This window comes from Leptolyngbya sp. CCY15150, assembly GCF_016888135.1.
Lineage (GTDB): Bacteria > Cyanobacteriota > Cyanobacteriia > RECH01 > RECH01 > RECH01.
This window is the reverse complement of sequence record NZ_JACSWB010000156.1, coordinates 42,905-60,646: the sequence shown is the minus strand read 5'-3', so window position 1 is coordinate 60,646 and position 17,742 is coordinate 42,905. Positions and strand designations below refer to the sequence as shown.

General features: G+C 56.0%; 14 protein-coding genes. 7 read left to right on the top strand and 7 right to left on the bottom strand.

All coding sequences use genetic code 11. From position 1 onward, the window contains the following. The first annotated feature begins 449 nt into the window (after nucleotides 1-449). Both JUJ53_RS07580 and JUJ53_RS07575 read left to right on the top strand, forming a co-directional pair. Nucleotides 450-1,355 carry an alpha/beta hydrolase gene (locus JUJ53_RS07580; protein ID WP_204151387.1) on the top strand — a complete coding sequence of 302 codons (906 nt, stop codon included), beginning with the start codon at nucleotides 450-452 and terminating at the stop codon, nucleotides 1,353-1,355. 347 nt (nucleotides 1,356-1,702) lie between these two features. Next, nucleotides 1,703-2,413 (top strand): FHA domain-containing protein, encoded by a 711-nt coding sequence (locus JUJ53_RS07575; RefSeq protein ID WP_204151386.1) that lies wholly within the window; start codon nucleotides 1,703-1,705, stop codon nucleotides 2,411-2,413. A gap of 25 nt (nucleotides 2,414-2,438) precedes the next feature. Here JUJ53_RS07575 and JUJ53_RS07570 read toward each other — a convergent pair whose 3' ends face one another. From JUJ53_RS07570 to JUJ53_RS07560, 3 genes are read right to left on the bottom strand one after another with little or no spacing between them, the layout of a single operon-like run. Then, nucleotides 2,439-4,121, bottom strand: coding sequence for a glycoside hydrolase family 3 N-terminal domain-containing protein (locus tag JUJ53_RS07570; RefSeq protein WP_343327912.1), 1,683 nt, complete (start codon nucleotides 4,119-4,121; stop codon nucleotides 2,439-2,441). Between the two features lie 51 nt (nucleotides 4,122-4,172). Next, nucleotides 4,173-4,613, bottom strand: a complete 441-nt coding sequence (rbfA, locus tag JUJ53_RS07565) for a 30S ribosome-binding factor RbfA (RefSeq protein WP_204151385.1) — start codon at nucleotides 4,611-4,613, stop codon at nucleotides 4,173-4,175. 45 nt (nucleotides 4,614-4,658) lie between these two features. Next, the gene (locus JUJ53_RS07560; protein ID WP_204151403.1) at nucleotides 4,659-4,862 is read right to left on the bottom strand and encodes a DUF751 family protein; all 204 of its coding nucleotides are present in this window, start codon (nucleotides 4,860-4,862) and stop codon (nucleotides 4,659-4,661) included. Between the two features lie 355 nt (nucleotides 4,863-5,217). Here JUJ53_RS07560 and JUJ53_RS07555 point away from each other — a divergent pair, with 355 nt between their 5' ends. Then, nucleotides 5,218-6,087 (top strand): DNA adenine methylase, encoded by an 870-nt coding sequence (locus JUJ53_RS07555; RefSeq protein ID WP_204151402.1) that lies wholly within the window; start codon nucleotides 5,218-5,220, stop codon nucleotides 6,085-6,087. A gap of 189 nt (nucleotides 6,088-6,276) precedes the next feature. Next, on the top strand, nucleotides 6,277-7,173 hold the full coding sequence (locus JUJ53_RS07550; protein ID WP_204151384.1) for a biotin--[acetyl-CoA-carboxylase] ligase: 897 nt from the start codon (nucleotides 6,277-6,279) through the stop codon (nucleotides 7,171-7,173). Here JUJ53_RS07550 and JUJ53_RS07545 read toward each other — a convergent pair. After that, nucleotides 7,135-8,913 carry a hypothetical protein gene (locus JUJ53_RS07545; RefSeq protein WP_204151383.1) on the bottom strand — a complete coding sequence of 593 codons (1,779 nt, stop codon included), beginning with the start codon at nucleotides 8,911-8,913 and terminating at the stop codon, nucleotides 7,135-7,137. The two genes, JUJ53_RS07550 and JUJ53_RS07545, sit on opposite strands and share 39 nt — an antisense overlap. Nucleotides 8,914-9,792: 879 nt before the next feature. Between JUJ53_RS07545 and JUJ53_RS07540 the strand changes: the two genes are divergently transcribed. Then, a complete protein-coding gene (locus JUJ53_RS07540) occupies nucleotides 9,793-10,311 on the top strand; it encodes a DUF4149 domain-containing protein (protein WP_204151382.1) in 519 nt (172 codons plus the stop codon). Between the two features lie 248 nt (nucleotides 10,312-10,559). Beyond that, nucleotides 10,560-12,173 (top strand): type II CAAX endopeptidase family protein, encoded by a 1,614-nt coding sequence (locus JUJ53_RS07535; RefSeq protein ID WP_239124858.1) that lies wholly within the window; start codon nucleotides 10,560-10,562, stop codon nucleotides 12,171-12,173. A gap of 129 nt (nucleotides 12,174-12,302) precedes the next feature. Here the strand turns inward: JUJ53_RS07535 and JUJ53_RS07530 are convergent, their stop codons facing one another. After that, nucleotides 12,303-12,965 (bottom strand): response regulator transcription factor, encoded by a 663-nt coding sequence (locus JUJ53_RS07530; protein ID WP_204151381.1) that lies wholly within the window; start codon nucleotides 12,963-12,965, stop codon nucleotides 12,303-12,305. A gap of 200 nt (nucleotides 12,966-13,165) precedes the next feature. Between JUJ53_RS07530 and uvrC the strand changes: the two genes are divergently transcribed. Next, a complete protein-coding gene (uvrC, locus tag JUJ53_RS07525; protein ID WP_204151380.1) occupies nucleotides 13,166-15,115 on the top strand; it encodes an excinuclease ABC subunit UvrC in 1,950 nt (649 codons plus the stop codon). A gap of 50 nt (nucleotides 15,116-15,165) precedes the next feature. Here the strand turns inward: uvrC and JUJ53_RS07520 are convergent, their stop codons facing one another. Next, nucleotides 15,166-16,464: a hypothetical protein gene (locus JUJ53_RS07520; protein WP_204151379.1), complete on the bottom strand. Its 1,299-nt coding sequence runs from the start codon at nucleotides 16,462-16,464 to the stop codon at nucleotides 15,166-15,168. Nucleotides 16,465-16,869: 405 nt separating this feature from the next. Further along, on the bottom strand, nucleotides 16,870-17,598 hold the full coding sequence (locus tag JUJ53_RS07515) for a DUF502 domain-containing protein (protein ID WP_204151378.1): 729 nt from the start codon (nucleotides 17,596-17,598) through the stop codon (nucleotides 16,870-16,872). Between the last annotated feature and the right edge of the window lie 144 nt (nucleotides 17,599-17,742).

The following is a 17,742-nucleotide window of genomic DNA, read 5'->3' as shown; positions in this document are numbered from 1 at the left end:
CCTATATTGGCTAGATTGAATATTGGCTAGATTGAATATTGGCTAGACTGACGCAACCGCTTTAAAATGTCCCGCCGTTTGTTGTAGATTGAGCCCCCAAACTTCAGCATGAGTACGGAGCGAGAACAGGGTCTTAAAATGGTAAGTTTGGAAAAGAACAATACGTCCATAGGCTAGTTGCTTCATTACGTTGAGAGAGGTTCAACCTTAGTAATTCTCAACCGTTGATGGGCATCAACATCTACCCATTAAGCCAGCCATCTCCATGCTAGACATCATGGATGTCAAGGGTGTCTAAGCCACAAGAGATGTGCCCATAGGAACTTCGCTGATATTGATCATCCATCCTGTTTATGCCAAACCGTTTAATTCCAAACCGTTTGCATTAGCTTCAGCGTACACCTGTGACAGTTCGCTCTTTTACCCTGTTGAACTTAACGGTCTAAGCTATGTCCAGTCCCAGTGCGGTGCTGCCGCCCCTAGCCAACTCAGTTTGGCATCACTGCTTTGTAGAAACCAACCGGATCCGCCTCCATTGCGTGACTCAAGGCACGGGGGAGCTGGTGGTGCTTCTGCATGGGTTTCCCGAGTTTTGGTATTCATGGCGGCGACAAATCCCTGCCTTGTCCCGCCACTTTAAGGTTGTTGTACCCGATCTACGGGGCTACAACGACTCAGACAAACCCCTGACTGGATATGACCTCGACACGTTAATTGCCGACATTCAAGGGCTCATTCAAGGACTAGGCTATCGCAAAGCCCATATTGTTGGCCATGACTGGGGCGGTGTGATTGCTTGGCATTTTGCCCAAACCCTACCGCAGCATCTCCATCGCCTAGCGATTTTGAATGCTCCCCATCCCCAACAATTCGTCCGAGACATCGTGGGCAACCTCGATCAGCTATGGCGAAGCTGGTACCTACTTGCCTTCCAAGTGCCAGAGCTACCCGAGTGGATTATTCAGCAAAACCTGCGGGAGTTTGTCACCCGTTTGTTTCAGGATCTATCCATTCGGAAAGGTGCATTTACTACAGCAGATACTGAAATCTATTGCGCGGCTCTCGCTAAGCCCCAGGCACTCTCCGCAGCCCTCAACTACTATCGCCAACTCATGGCTCCTAGCGCCTGGCTGCGTCAATGGGAGCGATCGCCTAAGCCTGTCACCACCCCCACCCTGGTGCTCTGGGGAGAAGATGACCACTTTTTGCATAAACGGCTGAGCCAAGGATTAGGAGCCTTGGTCGATGCACCGTTTCAACTGAAGTTAATTCCTCAGTGTGGTCACTGGATTCAGCAGGAAGCCCCCCAAACCGTGAATCGGGAGCTGCTCCGATTCTTAAGGCAACCCTTTTAGGGAAATGCAAGTCTAAAGCTAGAGGCTGGGGAGCATCCCCCAGCTCGGGTAGCCGCTCTCACACCCATAGCTTTTGTATCGAAAACCACATAAATTGTTGATGTTTTTGATAGTCTACCGGCTCTTTGTCAGCAGACATGTCAAACTGTAGAGCCTCTCTGGAGAAACTGACAGAATAGAAGTAGATCTCCATCATGCAGAGGCACGATTGATTTAGCTATGAGTTTTGCAGGTTGCGATCGCGACCTAGTTCCGCTCAAGTTTGATTTCACAGAGAGTTGCAACGTAGGTCTCGCTGTTCTTCACCTGAGTCAACCCTTTCATGAAGCATTCAACCCCACGACGCTATGATAGACCCCCAATTTTTGGCATCGCAATCTATACAAGCTCTAGACATACAACCCGATCCCGAACTCAACCAACGCTTGGGACTCTACCAGGTCTTCTTAAGGCTCTATGAGCAAAACCGAGGACTGCTGGATGAGATTTTAAACTTAGAAATATCTGGAGCCCGCTCTTTGCGAGGGGCCATGTTTCCCTACGTGCAAGGCATGGTTTTAGGGCAACGAGCTTATATTATCACCAATTTAGTGGGCAGTCGGAGCCAAGCCTTTGCCCAGCCTCAACATATATGGACGATTGGCCGAGACTCGCGCCGGGTGAATGTACCCATTCGCGATCGCCGTTTGTCTCGATATCATGCATCGATTGAATATATTCCTCAAGAAGGCTTTTATCTGCGTGATTTGGGCAGCAGCAATGGCTCCTTTGTGAATGGCGAGATGTTGCGTCAGCATCGCCCCCTAGCCGATGGCGATCAGGTGCGTTTGGGCAGCTTAACGTTTACGTTTTTTGTCACCCAAGCTATCCAGCAGCTCAGTGAACTATCTCCCGATGTGTTGACCCAGGTGAGCCTGGCAGACGCACCTCCCACCATGCCGCTCGATCCGGAATATCAAGATGCAGAGGATCTCTGGACATCGCAAGAGGATGAAGCGCGAGACTCCACGGCCGTTGGCTCTGAAGATACCTCGATGTTTATGCGCCGCCATCCTTAAGGTTCGCGATCAGGTATCCCTAGCGCTAGTCGGTGAAGGGCAGCGATCGCCCTGCGTTGGACTGTATAGCGCCGAAGAGCTGGCCCATGAGTAGGGACTGGGCCTGGGGCATTTGCCCATAGCTAAATAGGTAGGGTAGATCGGGGCTCGTTGCCGATTGACAGGCCGCAACTCCGTAGGGACTGCCGTAGATCAGCAAGGCTTGAATAGGACAGGTTTGGTGCAATGCCGCCAGCCACTGCTGGGCAAACTGGGTGAGACCGGCTGCCCCTCGGAAAGGATTACCCCGCACAAAAAGCTGCACGATGGTAGGGCGGGCCGGCAGAATTGCGCCCGGCTGACAGGGGCTGTGAGGATCAATGAGCCGCAGGGCATAGCCGCGTTGCTCAGGTATGACGATCGCTGAACTGGTGAGCCCTAGGAATGGACAATGAACCAGGCTATCCACCAAAATTACGTTCCAGCCCAGCTCATCAGGCTTGAGTCCGTCTATGGGGAACGAGCCCTGGCGATCGCCAGACTGCTCAAGAATGGTCTGCACCGTGGCGATCGCCTGAGGTGTGGCGATGGCATCCAACACCAACGGCGGCGGTGGCAGGGTTTCCCACTGATGGGAGGTATCGCCCGCCGGTAGACGATGACCGAGGATGCGGTGCTTGGCCTGCCAGAGGCGATCGAGGGATGCGTGGATCTGCTCTAGGGGTAGCTCCCCAGCATCCACCGCCTGGCAAATCGCCTGCACCGTGGCCACCGGATCCGCGGGCATCAGCAAACAATCGGCTCCCGCTCGAATCGCCTGGATCGCCGCCTCGGTGGGCCCATAGCGGCGGGCGATCGCTCCCATCACCAAAGCATCGGTCACAATCAACCCTTCAAACCCCCACTGCCGCCGTAGCCAATGGGTTAATAGCAGGGGAGAGAGGGTGGCGGGATAGTTGGCATCGAGGGCCGGAATTTGAATATGGGCCGTCATCACCGCATCAACGCCCGCAGCGATCGCTTGCTGGAAGGGCGGAAATTCTAGCGCCTGCAGCCGTTCTAAGCTGTGGGGTAAAATCGGCAGATCGAGATGGGAATCCGTGGTGGTGTCGCCATGGCCAGGAAAATGTTTGGCGGTGGTGAGAATGGCCTGCTGCTTAGCCCCTTGCACAAAGGCAGCCGCCAGCCGACCCACGACCTCAACCTGATCGCCAAAGGCCCGAACATTGATCACCGGATTTAAGGGATTGGAATTGACATCCACCACCGGAGCCAGGATCCAATTCAGGCCAATTGCCAGGGCCTCCTGGGCCGTGATTGCCCCGAAATCCGTCGCGGCAGCGATCGCTCCCTGCAGATCATGACCAGCGATCGCCCCTAGGGCCATAGGCGGCGGAAACCAGGTGGCTCCACTAAAGCGCTGACCCACCCCTTCCTCAATATCTGCTGCCAGCAAGAGGGGAACCGCGGCCCAATCCTGCAACTGCTGCGATCGCACTGCCAGTTCCACCGCACTGCCACCCAAGAGAATGACGCCCCCCACCCCCAGGCTTTGGATCCAGTGGCGCAGGGTTTCTGCAGGCGGTTCTAAGGCTGGATACTGAATTTGATGATCAAAACAGTAGCCCGATGCTCGCACCACAATCATCTGCGCCACCTGTTGAGGCAGCGGCAGACTGTTCCAGTCCGGCAAACTCATCGGGCGATCGCCCCCAACATCATCCGCCACGACCGGCTCAACCGATCGACCGCAGCAGGATAGGCGATCAACGCTATGCCCTTAATCATCACCACCATCAGCGTCGTCACCATCAGCGTCATCCACAGCCACCGGCTCTGCCCCTGCGGGCTCATCGTCGAGGAGTGACGGGTTTTGGCTGAGTTGATTGATCAACGACAGCACTCGACTGCCTCGCTCAATGCCCCGGTCTTCCACAAACAGCACCTCAGGCGTGCGGCGGAGGCGCACCCGTTTTCCCAGTTCACTGCGGACAAATCCTGTGGCAGACCGCAACCCTTCCATGGTTTCCGTGCGGGCTTCATCACTGCCGTAAATGCTGACAAAAATTTTGGCATGTTGGAGATCGCCGGACACATCCACATCCGTGACGCTCACCATGCCCATCCCCACCCGCTCATCTTTAATATCGGCAACCAGCATCTGGCTGACTTCGCGCCGAATCAGCTCGGCTACGCGCTCTACGCGACGATTCTTTGCCATAGGTGTCCCTCCCAACGGGTACAGGTTTAATCTTGGGGTGGGTTACTAGCCCGCATTCAACCCTAGCATTGCCCGCAGAGTAAAGGTGAGAAACGCAAAGGAAGCGACCATGAGCCCCACGAGAGCCACCGCCGTGGTGGGCCGTTCAAACAGCGGAATCAACGGCTTTACAAACGTATAGAGCACACCCAGGCTAAAGGTGATTAAATAACGGGGATAGCGGGAAACGTTTTGAAAAAAGTCTTGCATAATCGTGGGATAAAAATAAGTGCGCAGGTGCCCACTGGGATAGTACACTGTCAGTACAAACTGTCAATACAAGCAGACGCGATCGCCCAGGTAGCGCCCAAGCAGCGCTCAAGACGACCCAAGTAATGATGGCTCCTGTGGGCAAGTCTAATATCTAAACCGCAACCATGGTGCGCTAGTCTCTCCCCATTGTACGGACTGAATGCCTGGAACACTAGCCCGCCGTCAGAGATTCCATGGTGTTTTGTACCTCAAGTCTATCAGTCAACACGAATCATACCTGCCTCCAGGGCGCTACTGTTTAACCAGTCTCTCCTGCTTCAAACCCGAACCCTGAGCTGCCTCAGCCATGCCCATGTCCTTACCCCGTCCCTCCTCCGCTGCGATCGCGCCCCGACCGTTCTTAAAATGGGTGGGCGGCAAGGGGCAGTTGCTCCAGCAGTATCGAGCCTTCTTCCCAACGCAGTTTGACACCTACTACGAACCTTTTTTGGGGGGCGGGGCGGTCTTTTTTTTCCTATCCAGCCACCTGCGTCAAGCCTATTTGACTGACATTAACCCTGAACTGGTCAATGTCTATCAATGTGTGCAGCAGAACGTGGATGAAGTGCTCCACCACCTAGCAGAGCATCGACGGGCCCATTGTTCAGAGCATTACTACGACGTGCGGGCCAGCGAGGGGCGATCGCCCGAGGAACGGGCAGCCAGGCTGATTTATCTCAACAAGACTTGCTTCAATGGTCTGTATCGCGAGAATTCCAAAGGGAAATTTAATGTACCCATGGGGCGCTACAAAAATCCCGGAATTTTTGATCCCGATGTTCTCTACGCCGCCTCTGCGGTGCTGCAACGAGCCATCATTACCCGCCAGACCTTTGACCATGTTTTAGACATTGCCCAATCTCCCCGCGACTTTGTCTATTTTGATCCGCCCTACCATCCCATCAGCGCCACCAGCAACTTCACCGGCTATAACCGCTATGCCTTTGGCGAAGCCGAACAACGCCGTCTCTTTCAAACCTTTGTCACCTTAGCGGAACGAGGCGTCCAGGTGATGCTATCCAATTCCGACTGTCCCTTCATTCGCGACCTTTATAGCACCTGCGATCGCGCCCATATCCACACCATTTCGGCGGTTCGCTTGGTCAACTGCAATGCTCAGCGGCGGGGCAGGATCACCGAAGTCCTGGTCACGTCCTACAAGCCCCCATTACAGTCAATCTAAATGGGTGCATCCCAGTTTTGCAAGTTGACCCTCATCCCCCAACCCCTTCTCCCAAAAAAAGGGAGAAGGGGAGCCGAATTCAAAGTCCCTCGCCCGACTTGGGAGAGGGATTTAGGGTGAGGGCTATAAAAGTGGGATGCACCCATCTAAATCGCCCTAAATCATCTCGTCAATCCCAACGCCCTACCCATGCCGGAGCCCATCTGGACAGACTTTCAGCAGCAGATCGTGCAGACAGAGCTGGAGCATCTCTACCGTAGCGGCACCCGCCTCTCCCCTAGATTTGCCCCTACGGCAGCGATCGCCCCTCAGATTTACGCCTACAGCACTCTAGAATCTACGAACCTCTTCCTAGCAGACCTCATGCAGCAAGGGGCCGCCGAGGGCACCGTCGTCATCGCCCAGCAGCAGCAGTCTGGGCGCGGGCAGCGCGGGCGGGTGTGGCAGTCTGAAGCGGGGGGCATCTATCTCTCGGTGGCGCTACGTCCCAACTGCGGTGCCCAGGCCGCGCAACAGCTCACCCTCTGCTGTAGTTGGGGCATTGCCCAGGCTCTGCGGCAGGGGTCGATTCCGGTGCAGATTAAATGGCCCAATGATTTGGTGATCGAGGGACGCAAACTTGCCGGCATTTTGACAGAAACCCGTCTGCGCCAAGGTCAAGTACAGCAGGCCGTGGTCGGCGTGGGGCTCAACTGGAGGAACGCCACCCCAGCCCATGGCATCGCGCTGCAGGATTGGCTGATCGACCAAGGGCGATCGCCTCTTCCCTCCATGGAACAGGTGGTAGCCCAAGTCCTGTGGGGACTCCTGAGCGCCTATGGCCTATGGCAGCAGGTGGGCATGGCAGCGATCGCCCCTGACTACCACGAGCTCCTCAGCCATCTCGGACAATGGGTACCCCTAGGAGATCGGCAAGTGCAGGTGATCGGCATTTCACCCCAGGGAGATCTGGAGGTGCGGGAAGCTGAAACGGAGAGCGATCGCCACCTGCAGCCAGGAGAGATCCACCTCGGCTATGCAACTCTAGGCGAACCCAAGCCCAACGCTCTAAGCGCGGGGAAAGGTGGGGAGATCAATCGAAGCTAGGGACGTCCGCTTCTTCCGAGGGCTGGAGGTTTCTAGGGTAGGAGAGGGGGGAGCTGGGGGAGTTGGTGGAGTTGGCGGTGGGGCGATCGCTTGTTCTTGGGGCAAGGACAAGGACGGACGTCCAGCAGCCTTAGGTGCCGTAGTCTTCGACGACGTTCCCCCCGGCACGGCGTCGTAGTTAATCGCCGCAAAGGCATCAAAATTGCCCGATAGGCTCGCCTGCACCACATCATCGGTGGAAATATCCACCAGCCGCGCCAGATCTTGCCACAGCGACTCTTCTGCCTCAGGCGAAACCGTACTGTCTGCGGAGAGATCTTCAAACAACGGTACATCATCGACGGCCAGTTCGACCTCCGGAGCCTTGGGCGTCTCAGGCGGTGTAGCCGATGGTGGCGTAGCGGCCGCTCCGGTTGGCTGCTCTGCCTTAATCACCTCCATCACCGAATCCAGCAAAGGTTGCACCGCCGCATCAAGCTGTAGCAGCAAGGCAGGATCGAGGGGAGCCGGTTTGTCTTGTTCCCCAGGCAAGGACAAGCTGGACGGCTCTTCCGGATTGCGTTTTGCCTGGGACAGGGCTGTCAACTTGGGCGGGAGAGGCGTCTGGGCGAAGCTGTTGACAGGACTGAGCACAGCCTTGGCAGCCTCTGAGACGGCAGCCAGATCCGTCGCAGTCAGATCCTTGGGCAACTCCGTGGACACATCAATCGGTGGCGTAGCGGGCGGAGCCACAAGGGGCGAAACCGGCAGCATGGTATCCAGAGGCTCCTCTGCCGAGATGGGCGGCACGTCGTGCAGGGCAGACTGGAGACGGGCTTCGATCTTGGAAACATGCTCGGAAATGGCCTGGGCTGACCAAGGACGAATGCCCCTGGCTTCCTGCAAGACCGCGGGCACCTCGCCATCGGCGGCCTCCGCCCCTTCTAGATAGCTCGGCAGAGGCACTTCTAGGGATTTTTCCAAAGCAACTTTGAACTGCAACGTATAGCGCTGCTGGCGATGGAGACGCGATCGCAGGTCTCGGCAAACCGCTTCTAGCTCGGTCAAATGTTGCGTCTGGGCTTGGTAACGCTGCTGGGTCAGGGCACATTCCCGCTCTAGCTCAGCAATGCGCTGCTGGCTACTCGTAAACTGAGCCGTGAGGGTGTCAATGCGGATCTGCTGACGCTGCTGCTGGCGAGACACTTCCCCTTGAGGCGATGGGGATAGCTGATCGGCCGCTAGTTCTAAGGCTGGTGGTTCCAAACTAGAATCCGGGCGATCGCCCCCTAATCCCGCCGCCGTCTGGGCATCGTCTAACGCGACCTCAAGCTGATTCACCCGCTCCAGCAACGCATGATTACACTGGTTGAGATCTTGAATTAAGGCAATCAGATCCGACACCTCCGGTGGCGCAGGGGGCTCACTGGCCGATGGATCGGAAGAGGGCGGGGCGGTGCTAGCCGTTGAAGAGAGATCGGGCAACACCGTCAAGGGTCGAGGGCGATCGCTTGGGGATGTCGTCGTCAGCCGAGGCTGCACATCGCCGCTGTCGTACATCGCTCGCCGCTCCATGGCATCAATGCTAATGGCGTTGGGAAAATCGACCAACTGCCAATCGTCAAGATGGGCCGTGGGTTCATCCCCAACGGCGGAGAGAGGGGGCGCTTCCCGATGGTGTTGCACCGGATCACGACGCTCGGCAGAGGTCTGCTCCTGGGACGACGACGAATGCATGGGAGGAATGTTGGCTTCAGTCATGACGCAGACTCAATTCACCTCAACAGACGTTAACAGACTCTAAACATATCCGCACCGCCACAGCAGTGGTCAAACCTTGAGGCGAGGGATGCCCCAACGTAGTCTTATCCCTCGATGGATCTCGATGCCATAGATCTCGATGGGATGGATCCCGATATATCCTATGGGTGCATTGATCCGTAGCTCAGCTACCCACCCCTAAAACCTAGATATAGAACACACAGATTAGCCAGCTTTGGGCAACACAGGGGGCCGTGAGCGGGCGGGTCATCTGCTCAACGGTTGACGGAGTCCATGATCGCGGAACGGCACGAGACCAGCACCTCGGGGCATCGGCTGAATGGACGTTAGACCGGCTGGAGGCGTCCGTCACCCTAAGATATGCGAGATTTTAGACATCTGCAATGTTGCGGGGAAGTTGCGCGGAGGATGCGCGGCATCAGAACCGGGGCGATCGCTCCCCTCTAGCCTTGAATTCCCCAATCAGCTACCCCTTGCTAACAAGGCATGTTTAAAGATGCATGAAGCGATCGCAACAATGCGTAAAGCGATCGCTCCTATCCTAGCCCTGCTCCAGCAACATCGATCCAATCGGTCAAGCCTCTGGTACATCTGAGATTGGGCTATCCAGGTCGATTCTGCAGCGGAGCGATCGCTGCCCAACGATCAGACTCAATCCAGCCATACCAGCCCATTGGGACACTGGCGTGACACGAAAATTCACGGTTTTCCACCCATGACTTCGCTATCGTACAACTAGAGGGCTAGAGCGAAACCGTCATCCCATCAAAGGTTTTGCCATCCCCGTGATCTCTCCACTCCAACCATGGGGCATGGATTGACCCACACCATCCACAGGCATTATGGAGTCGATATCCTATGGCTACGCTTTCCCAACCATCCTTTCGTCCAAACCGCTGGGTCATTGTGGCCCTAGCCTCTCTAGCCATTTGGTTAGGGGGCAGCATCGTGGTCGATATGGTCATGATGCCTAGCCTCTACCTAACGGGCATGATGACCCAGCCTGACTTTGCCTCCGCTGGCTATTTGATGTTCTGGATTTTTAACCGCGTCGAGCTCCTCATGGCGGCCGTGGTGGTCACCAGCATGTTGCTGCTCACCCGTCTCCAGGTGATTCAAGCGACCACACGCCAATGGGCGATCGCTCTCGCATCGGTACTGGTGAGCATTTGCTTGCTGGAAACCTACGTCTTTTCTCCAGCCATGAGCCAATTGGGTCTCAATCTCAACCTCTTTGACGCTGCCACCGTACCCGATGCCATGACAGCTATGCACCAAGGCTACTTCGTCCTAGAAGTGCTGAAATTTGCTGCAGGCGGTGTGCTCTTGGCCCTGTGCTACAACATCAGCCATCGCACTCCCTCCATGGATGCTTAAGGTATAGATGCTGAAGGCGATCGCTGCCAACCAGTCACGGTAGCAGCTTAGGGCGCATCATAGTTTTCCAGGGGGTATTGCTAGGCAATGCCCCTATTTTTTGGCTCTATCCTGAGCTATCCACTGCACTATCCCCCCTTGGGGCCATAACAACCCTTCCGCGAACAGTGCGATAATGCCAATCAGTGCCAGGGCGTAGGTCTCCGAGAACCGCCATTGGTCAGGATCTAGTGAGACGGGGAGAGGGAATGACGGAACAACGATCCATGCCGTTGCGGCCAATAATTCTAGGCATTCTGACGGTACTGGTCGTGCTGCAAGTCAGCACGCTACTGTTGGCAAGTTGGAATGAACCGCAAATCACCAGCCGATTGCAGCTCTACCAAACCGATCTGCTGCTGAATGCGGCTGAATTGGACATAGTATCGAGCAGCAACGAAGCCGGCGACGTCCCGCCGGTGCAAAATGTGCTGGTGGGCGCGAATCCCCTTGCGACCGCGCTGAAGCAATATCAAGAGGTGCGGGAGTCTGCCGAAACGTCTCTACAGGGCTTTCAGAAACGACTCGATGATCTCAACACCAATGCAGCCGGTGCCAGTCCACCAGCGATCGCCACGCCTTCCAGGCCAGCCGCCGCCGAATCAACACAGACCCTGCAGCGAGCCATTCAGCAGCAGCAGAGTTTGCTGAACCAACTAGATGTTCGCATCGGCCTTCTCCAGGTCAATCAAGATGAGACCCAATCGGCCCTAGAGCTTTGGCAGCAGGTGATGGAGCGATCGCCCCCGCCGAGTCCTGAATCCACCGCAGCGGCCACGGATCCGTCCCTCGGGCTCACCGCCGAAATTTTATCAGGACTTTGGAGCCAGCCCGCCCGAATTTTGCCCGAAGCTGAGGCAAATGTACAAAAAAATCTAGACGGCTGGTTTCGCTACCAGTCCCTTGCCCGGCTCTACACCCTCCAGCAGCGTACCGAGGCCTTAACAGAGCTACAAACGCTCCAGCAAGCGATCGCTCAATCAACCCTAGGTAAATTGGCGGTGATTGGTCTGATGCCGGTGGTGGGGTCTTTGATTGGGATTGTGCTGCTGATTGTGATCGTGGTACAGCGCGTCTTGAAAGGATCCGAGTCGCTTCTTGCCCAAAACGGTAGCCTGGCCTGGGAAACGCCTTGGAACTGGGAAATTATCTGGCAGGTGCTGATCGTAGGATTTTTCCTGGTCGGGCAATTGGCCATTCCCCTACTGCTGAGATTAGTGGGCTTCAGCTTTTTGGCCTTTGGCATCCGCGCCAAGGCCGCCTACACCCTCACCTACTACCTCTCCATGTCCAGCTTGGGGTTGCTGGTGCTCTATCTATCCATTCGCAGCTATTTTCCCCTGCCCAAAGACTGGTTTCGCGTTAGCTTGGGCGATCGCTGGCTGGCCTGGGGCGTGGGTGGCTACTTTGTGGCCCTACCGCTGATGATTGTAGTGTCGCTGCTCAATCAACAAATTTGGCAGGGACAAGGGGGCAGTAATCCGCTGCTACAAATTGTCCTCGAAGAAGGCGATCCCATCTCCCTCAGCATCTTTTTCTTCACGGCCTCCATCGCCGCGCCCGTGTTTGAAGAACTGCTGTTTCGCGGCTTCTTGCTCTCATCCTTAACGCGCTACTTCCCCGTATGGGGAGCCATTTTAGTCAGCGGTCTGGTGTTTGCGATCGCCCACCTCAGCCTCTCGGAAGTTCTCCCTCTGACGCTGCTCGGCTGTATTTTGGGTGTGGTCTATACGCGATCGCGCAACATGCTCGCCCCCATGGTGCTCCACAGCTTGTGGAACGGAGCCACCATGCTCAGCCTGTTTGTTTTAGGCAGCAACTAGGGCAGCAACTTGTACTCCGAGGCGTCAGTAACCCACCTATGTGCTGAGGCGGGCAACCTTGTTCGTCCTAAAATTCCTTGTCGGTTTTCTGTCTTCGTTCTTCTATCTTCGTTCTTCTATCTTGCGTTACTAGGGCACCAGCCCCGATCGCAGCGCCACCACCGCCGCCTGCACCCGATCATCCACGGCTAGCTTGTTCATAATGCCGCGCACGTGGGTTTTCACCGTATTGGGGCTGAGAAAGAGCTGGGCGGCAATCTCTGGGTTGCTATGCCCTTCCACCATCAGGGTCAGCACTTCCATTTCCCGCTGCGATAGTTGGCCAATCATGCCGCTAGAGGACTGGGTCGGCGGCTTGAGATGATCCATGACTAAGCGGGCCACTTGGGGATCGAGATAGCTGGCCCCCTCCGTTGCCGCAGCGATCGCTGCCAGTAGACTTTCAACGCTGGTACCCTTCACACAATAGGCATCCGCACCACTCGACAACGCACTAATCACCTCCGTTTCAGAGGTGTGGGAGGTGAGCATCACCACCCGCGTTGTCGGCAGGGCTGTTTTAATCTGCTGGGTAGCCGCAATACCGTCCAGACGGGGCAAGCCGATATCCATGACCACAATATCGGGGGTGAGAGTTTTGGCCAGGGCGATCGCCGTGTAGCCATCCTCTGCCCGTCCTACGACCGTCAACGTAGGCTGACTGGAGAGCGATTGCTCTAGCCCAAGCTGCATCATGGGATCATCTTCGACGATTAAAATCCGGGTTAGGGTCAGGTCTGAATCCGCAGACATCTGGAATACTCCATAACAAGATTGAGGATCGCGAGCCGGCCGTGCTGCATCCCACAACCTGCGGATATCTGGATCTAAACCACTGGATCTAGCCAGGAAGCAGCAGCCAGAATGCAGATTCCCTCGGTCGGCAGCACTTCTCGCTATGCTATAGGATAGTCTCCCTTGTCCACTGTCTAGCAACGATTATTCAACCTACCGTGACCACTGGCTCCACAACCCCCACGCTGGTGAAACATCCCGAGCGGTTAGAAGCGCGTCTCAAAGAGATTCCGCTCACCCCTGGCGTGTATTTCATGCGGGATGCCGCTGACAATATTCTCTATATCGGCAAGTCCAAAAAGCTGCGATCGCGGGTGCGTTCCTATTTCCGCGATCGCCATGACCATAACCCGCGCACGGCCCTGATGGTGATGCAGGTGGTGGAGATTGAGTTTATTGTCACCGATACCGAAGCCGAAGCCCTGGCCCTAGAAGCCAATTTGATTAAGCAGCACCAGCCCCACTTCAATGTGTTGCTCAAGGACGACAAGAAATATCCCTACCTCTGCATCACCTGGGCAGAAGACTATCCCCGTATCTTCATCACCCGCAAGCGACGATCGGGGCAGGTGAAGGATCGCTACTATGGCCCCTACGTGGATGTCTACGTGCTGCGCAGCACCCTCAGCCTTGTCAAACGCCTCTTTCCCCTGCGGCAACGCCCCAAACCGCTGTTTAAAGATCGTCCTTGCCTCAACTACGATATTGGCCGCTGTCCAGGCGTCTGCCAGCACCTGATTACTCCTGAGGAGTATCGCAAGATCATCAAAAAGGTGGCGATGATTTTCCAAGGGCGCACCCGTGAACTAGAAGACCTGCTCACGGAGCACATGGAACGGGCAGCGGCAGACCTCAACTTTGAGCAAGCCGCTCGTCTACGCGACCAAATTCGCGGACTCCAGTCTCTAGGAGCCGACCAAAAGGTGGCGCTATCGGACGATACGGTATCGCGGGATGCGATCGCCCTTATGGCCGACGACCACCATGCCTGCATCCAGCTTTTCCAAATCCGGGCAGGACGGCTAGTGGGCCGGTTGGGCTTCCTCGCCGATGCTCAGTCTGGCAGCCCCGGTGCCATTCTCCAGCGGGTGTTGGAAGACCATTACCAAACCGTAGATGCAGTGGAAATTCCCGCTGAAATCCTCTGCCAGCATGAGCTACCTGACGCTGACATGCTGGCAGCATTTCTCTCCAGCCGACGGGGGCGCAAGGTGGCGATCGCCGTTCCCCAGCGCCAGGGCAAAGCCGATTTATTAGACATGGTGGAACGCAACGCCGGCTATGAGCTGGCCCGCACCCAGCGGTTTGCCGATCGCAACCAGCAGGCACTCCTCGACCTAGCCGACCTGCTCGACCTGCCCGATATCCCCCACCGCATTGAAGGCTACGATATTTCCCATATTCAAGGCTCCGACGCCGTCGCGTCCCAAGTCGTCTTTGTAGACGGTCTGCCCGCCAAGCAGCACTACCGCCACTACAAGATCAAATCTTCCCAGGTGCGGGCCGGCCATTCCGACGACTTCGCCAGCATGGCCGAGGTGATCCAGCGCCGCTTCCGCCGCTATGCCCAGTCTCCAGGGGCGATCGCTCCCACACCTACCCCCTTACCCCATCAATCCAGCGATAAAGTCAGCGACTTTCCCGACCTGATCATGATCGACGGCGGCAAGGGTCAGCTCTCCGCCGTGGTGAAGGTGCTGCGAGACATGAACCTGCTTGATGAGGTGCGGGTTGTCAGCCTAGCGAAACAGCGGGAAGAGCTTTTTCTGCCTGGCGAATCCTTGCCGTTGACCACCGAGGCAGAACAGCCTGGCGTGCAGCTTTTACGACGATTGCGCGACGAAGCCCACCGCTTTGCCGTCAGTTTCCATCGCCAAAAACGTAGCGATCGCATGACGCGATCGCGCCTGGATGACATCGCCGGTCTAGGCCACCACCGCCAAAAGCAACTGCTGGCCCACTTTCGCTCCATCGACTACATTCGCCAGGCCAGTCCCGCTCAGATTGGAGAAGTATCGGGCATTGGCCCCAAGCTAGCCCAGCAGATTTACGACTACTTTCATCCACCGCAGCCGGACGATCATCCGGAGCCATCGAGTTCCGAATAGGTCACAAAAGGGCTCTCACGGTAGATCTCACGGTGGACTCACGATAGATCTCACTCTGGAGAGTCTTCTTGCTCATCTCCATCAAGGCCTGCATCATCTTGAGCGTCATCAGTCGCCTGAGTCTCCTCTGAGATAGTCTCGCTAGATTCAGCGCGATCGCTTGACTCTCCCTCAGGCAAAGCAATCTGAGCACAGACCTCTTCATCGTAATTAAAGACCACCGTCACCAGCTCGATCCGGGCTGTATCACTTGGCTCAAACTCGTACTCCATCAACGTTTCCAACGCCGATCGATTAAAGATTGGATATCCCGAACTTTGAATCAACCTCGGATCATCGAGCAACTCACCCGCTTCATCCAGCGCCACGCCGTAGCGAGAAAAAGGCGACGCTTCTAGGGAACAAGCCAACCCAGGAAAGTCCCCCGTAAGTTCTAACTGTCCTAGGGCAAACTCCTCAACGCCCTGCTCTTCTAGAGTGGGTCTCCAGCGCTCCACAAAGGTTCCTAAGGCCCCCGAGGCATCTTGAGGCGATGTACCTAGGTCGGAATAGGCTAGTAGTTCCGTGACCGAGAGTTCGTCGTTCATGGCGTCTCGCTCAGCCTGGATGGCAGCGATCGCTCCATCGTCCTCAACGGCTCCATCGTCCTCAACGGCCTCATCCCCGCCAGCGGCTTCATCCGGTTCAGCACTCTCCTCCACGTCGTTGTCCACGTCGTTGGGGTTCGCCGCCATTAAATCAGGCAGGCTGGTCGTCTCGCCGCTATATTGCAGATTATCTTCTAGCTGCTGAGCCGAAGCTGGAGGATCGTTCGTAGGCTGAGTCTCTGGAGTCTGGGTTTGGGCAGGCGGCGATTGAGTTGCTGGAGATTGGGGCTGGGGCTGGGCTGGGCTGGTCGATCGCCGCTGAGTTGTCCCAGACGAGTAGGAATTAGATCTCGGCGGCGATGGCACATAGACCGGCGGCGGCGCATAGAGGTAGTCGTCGTAGGGAGAATACCAACTACTCTGGTTACGACTCGTATCACTGTCTAGCTCAAACTCTTGGATACCAGAGTTAAAATCTTGCTCCAACTCCGGCAGATCACTATTAGCACCAGCAGGCGGCAATCTCAGCCGTTGAGACTGGCTGAAATCGGGCACCCGACTCATCTCTTCTGGCGTCAGTTCCACCATCGCTACAGATTCTGGCAGACCCGGCTCATCGGGGGCAGAATTAGCCGGCAGCAAGGGCATCACAAACCAAAGCGCACCATGAAAGCCCACCGACGCAATGGCAGCGATCGCCGTCGGCTGGCGAGATATCTCTATGGCTCTAGACCGTAGCCATTGGGGAAAAGACCGAGTCATAATGCTTCCACACACTCACAGCACTGGATAGTTAGTGAGCCAGCCCCAGGATGGCTAACTCTGGTATCACCGACCGATACACCCGATAAAAAGTTGCCCTTGGCATCCATTCTGCCGAGATCATCTGCCGGGATCAAGACACTCATAGGTTGGCCAATAGACAAACCTCGAAGACCCTCACCCCAAACCCCTCTACCGCCTTGGGAGAGGGGCTTTGAAAGCATCTGCTTCCTACGCCTCTTTGTAGGAACAAGGGCTAGGAGATGGGCGGAAAAGAGTTGTTCGTGGGCTAACCCATGAATTCATTCCATTGTGCCGTGCAAGATTCTAAATGGCAGGATATTGACCGAATCGACTGAGCCAGCCCCTCACCTTAGACCAGAGCCGCCGTTCACCCTTGTCCCCTTATTCTTCGTCAGCAGGCACCATCGAATAGGTCTGCGCAAGATCGGGGATGGCCGCCCCGTCCTGCAAGCGATCGCCCAGGGTACTGGTTTGTACATTGCCCATACTCGGCCCCACAATCCCCACAGAAATCAAGACCTTAAAGGCATCTTCTGTAGACATCGCCAAGGTAATCACATCTTTTTCGGGCACCAGCGCATACCAGCCGGTGGTGGGGTTAGGTGTGGTTGGGATAAACACGCTGAGCATGGGTTCGGGCAACTGGGGTTGAATGCCACCGCCGATCGCCCCCGTCACAAAGGCGATCGCCCACATGCCCCGCCGAGGATATTCCACCAGCACCACCCGACGAAACTTATCGCTGGAGTCTCGCAAAATGGTTTCTAGGAGCTGCTTGAGGGTTTTGTAGACCGATCCAGCCAGGGGAATGCCCTGCAGGATTCGCTCTCCTAGATCAAGGAGCCAGCGCCCAGCAATATTCCGCGCCATCAAACCAATCAGCAAAATGCAGGACAGGGGCACCGCCAAGCCCACCGACAAATTCAGCAGGTTTCCCAAAAATGGGTTGAGATCATTAAACGGGTTCACCTGTTTGGGGATTCGAGTCAAAAAATCGAACACCCAACTGGCGATCGTAATCGTCAGCCAAATGGTGGTGGCTAGCGGAATGATGACCAACAAGCCTGCAATTAAATCGTTTTTCAAGTCTTGGGTGAAATTCTTGATCACAGGCGGGCCACTCTCCTTTCACGGATCAAACATACAACTGACAAGCTGGCTTCCCCTCCCTGGAGATGATGATCCCAGAAACCTACTTCTCTATTCTCAACCGATTTGCCAAGGAAATACATCCTCATAGTCCCAAACCAACCG

Excerpts from the sequence above, each read along its gene's own strand:
- JUJ53_RS07580 (WP_204151387.1), top strand. The coding sequence starts at position 450 with ATGTCCAGTCCCAGTGCGGTGCTGCCGCCCCTAGCCAACTCAGTTTGG.
- JUJ53_RS07575 (WP_204151386.1), top strand. The coding sequence starts at position 1,703 with ATGATAGACCCCCAATTTTTGGCATCGCAATCTATACAAGCTCTAGAC.
- rbfA (WP_204151385.1), bottom strand. The coding sequence starts at position 4,613 with ATGGCAAAGAATCGTCGCGTAGAGCGCGTAGCCGAGCTGATTCGGCGC.
- JUJ53_RS07560 (WP_204151403.1), bottom strand. The coding sequence starts at position 4,862 with ATGCAAGACTTTTTTCAAAACGTTTCCCGCTATCCCCGTTATTTAATC.
- JUJ53_RS07555 (WP_204151402.1), top strand. The coding sequence starts at position 5,218 with ATGTCCTTACCCCGTCCCTCCTCCGCTGCGATCGCGCCCCGACCGTTC.
- JUJ53_RS07550 (WP_204151384.1), top strand. The coding sequence starts at position 6,277 with ATGCCGGAGCCCATCTGGACAGACTTTCAGCAGCAGATCGTGCAGACA.
- JUJ53_RS07545 (WP_204151383.1), bottom strand. The coding sequence starts at position 8,913 with ATGACTGAAGCCAACATTCCTCCCATGCATTCGTCGTCGTCCCAGGAG.
- JUJ53_RS07540 (WP_204151382.1), top strand. The coding sequence starts at position 9,793 with ATGGCTACGCTTTCCCAACCATCCTTTCGTCCAAACCGCTGGGTCATT.
- JUJ53_RS07535 (WP_239124858.1), top strand. The coding sequence starts at position 10,560 with ATGACGGAACAACGATCCATGCCGTTGCGGCCAATAATTCTAGGCATT.
- JUJ53_RS07530 (WP_204151381.1), bottom strand. The coding sequence starts at position 12,965 with ATGTCTGCGGATTCAGACCTGACCCTAACCCGGATTTTAATCGTCGAA.
- JUJ53_RS07520 (WP_204151379.1), bottom strand. The coding sequence starts at position 16,464 with ATGACTCGGTCTTTTCCCCAATGGCTACGGTCTAGAGCCATAGAGATA.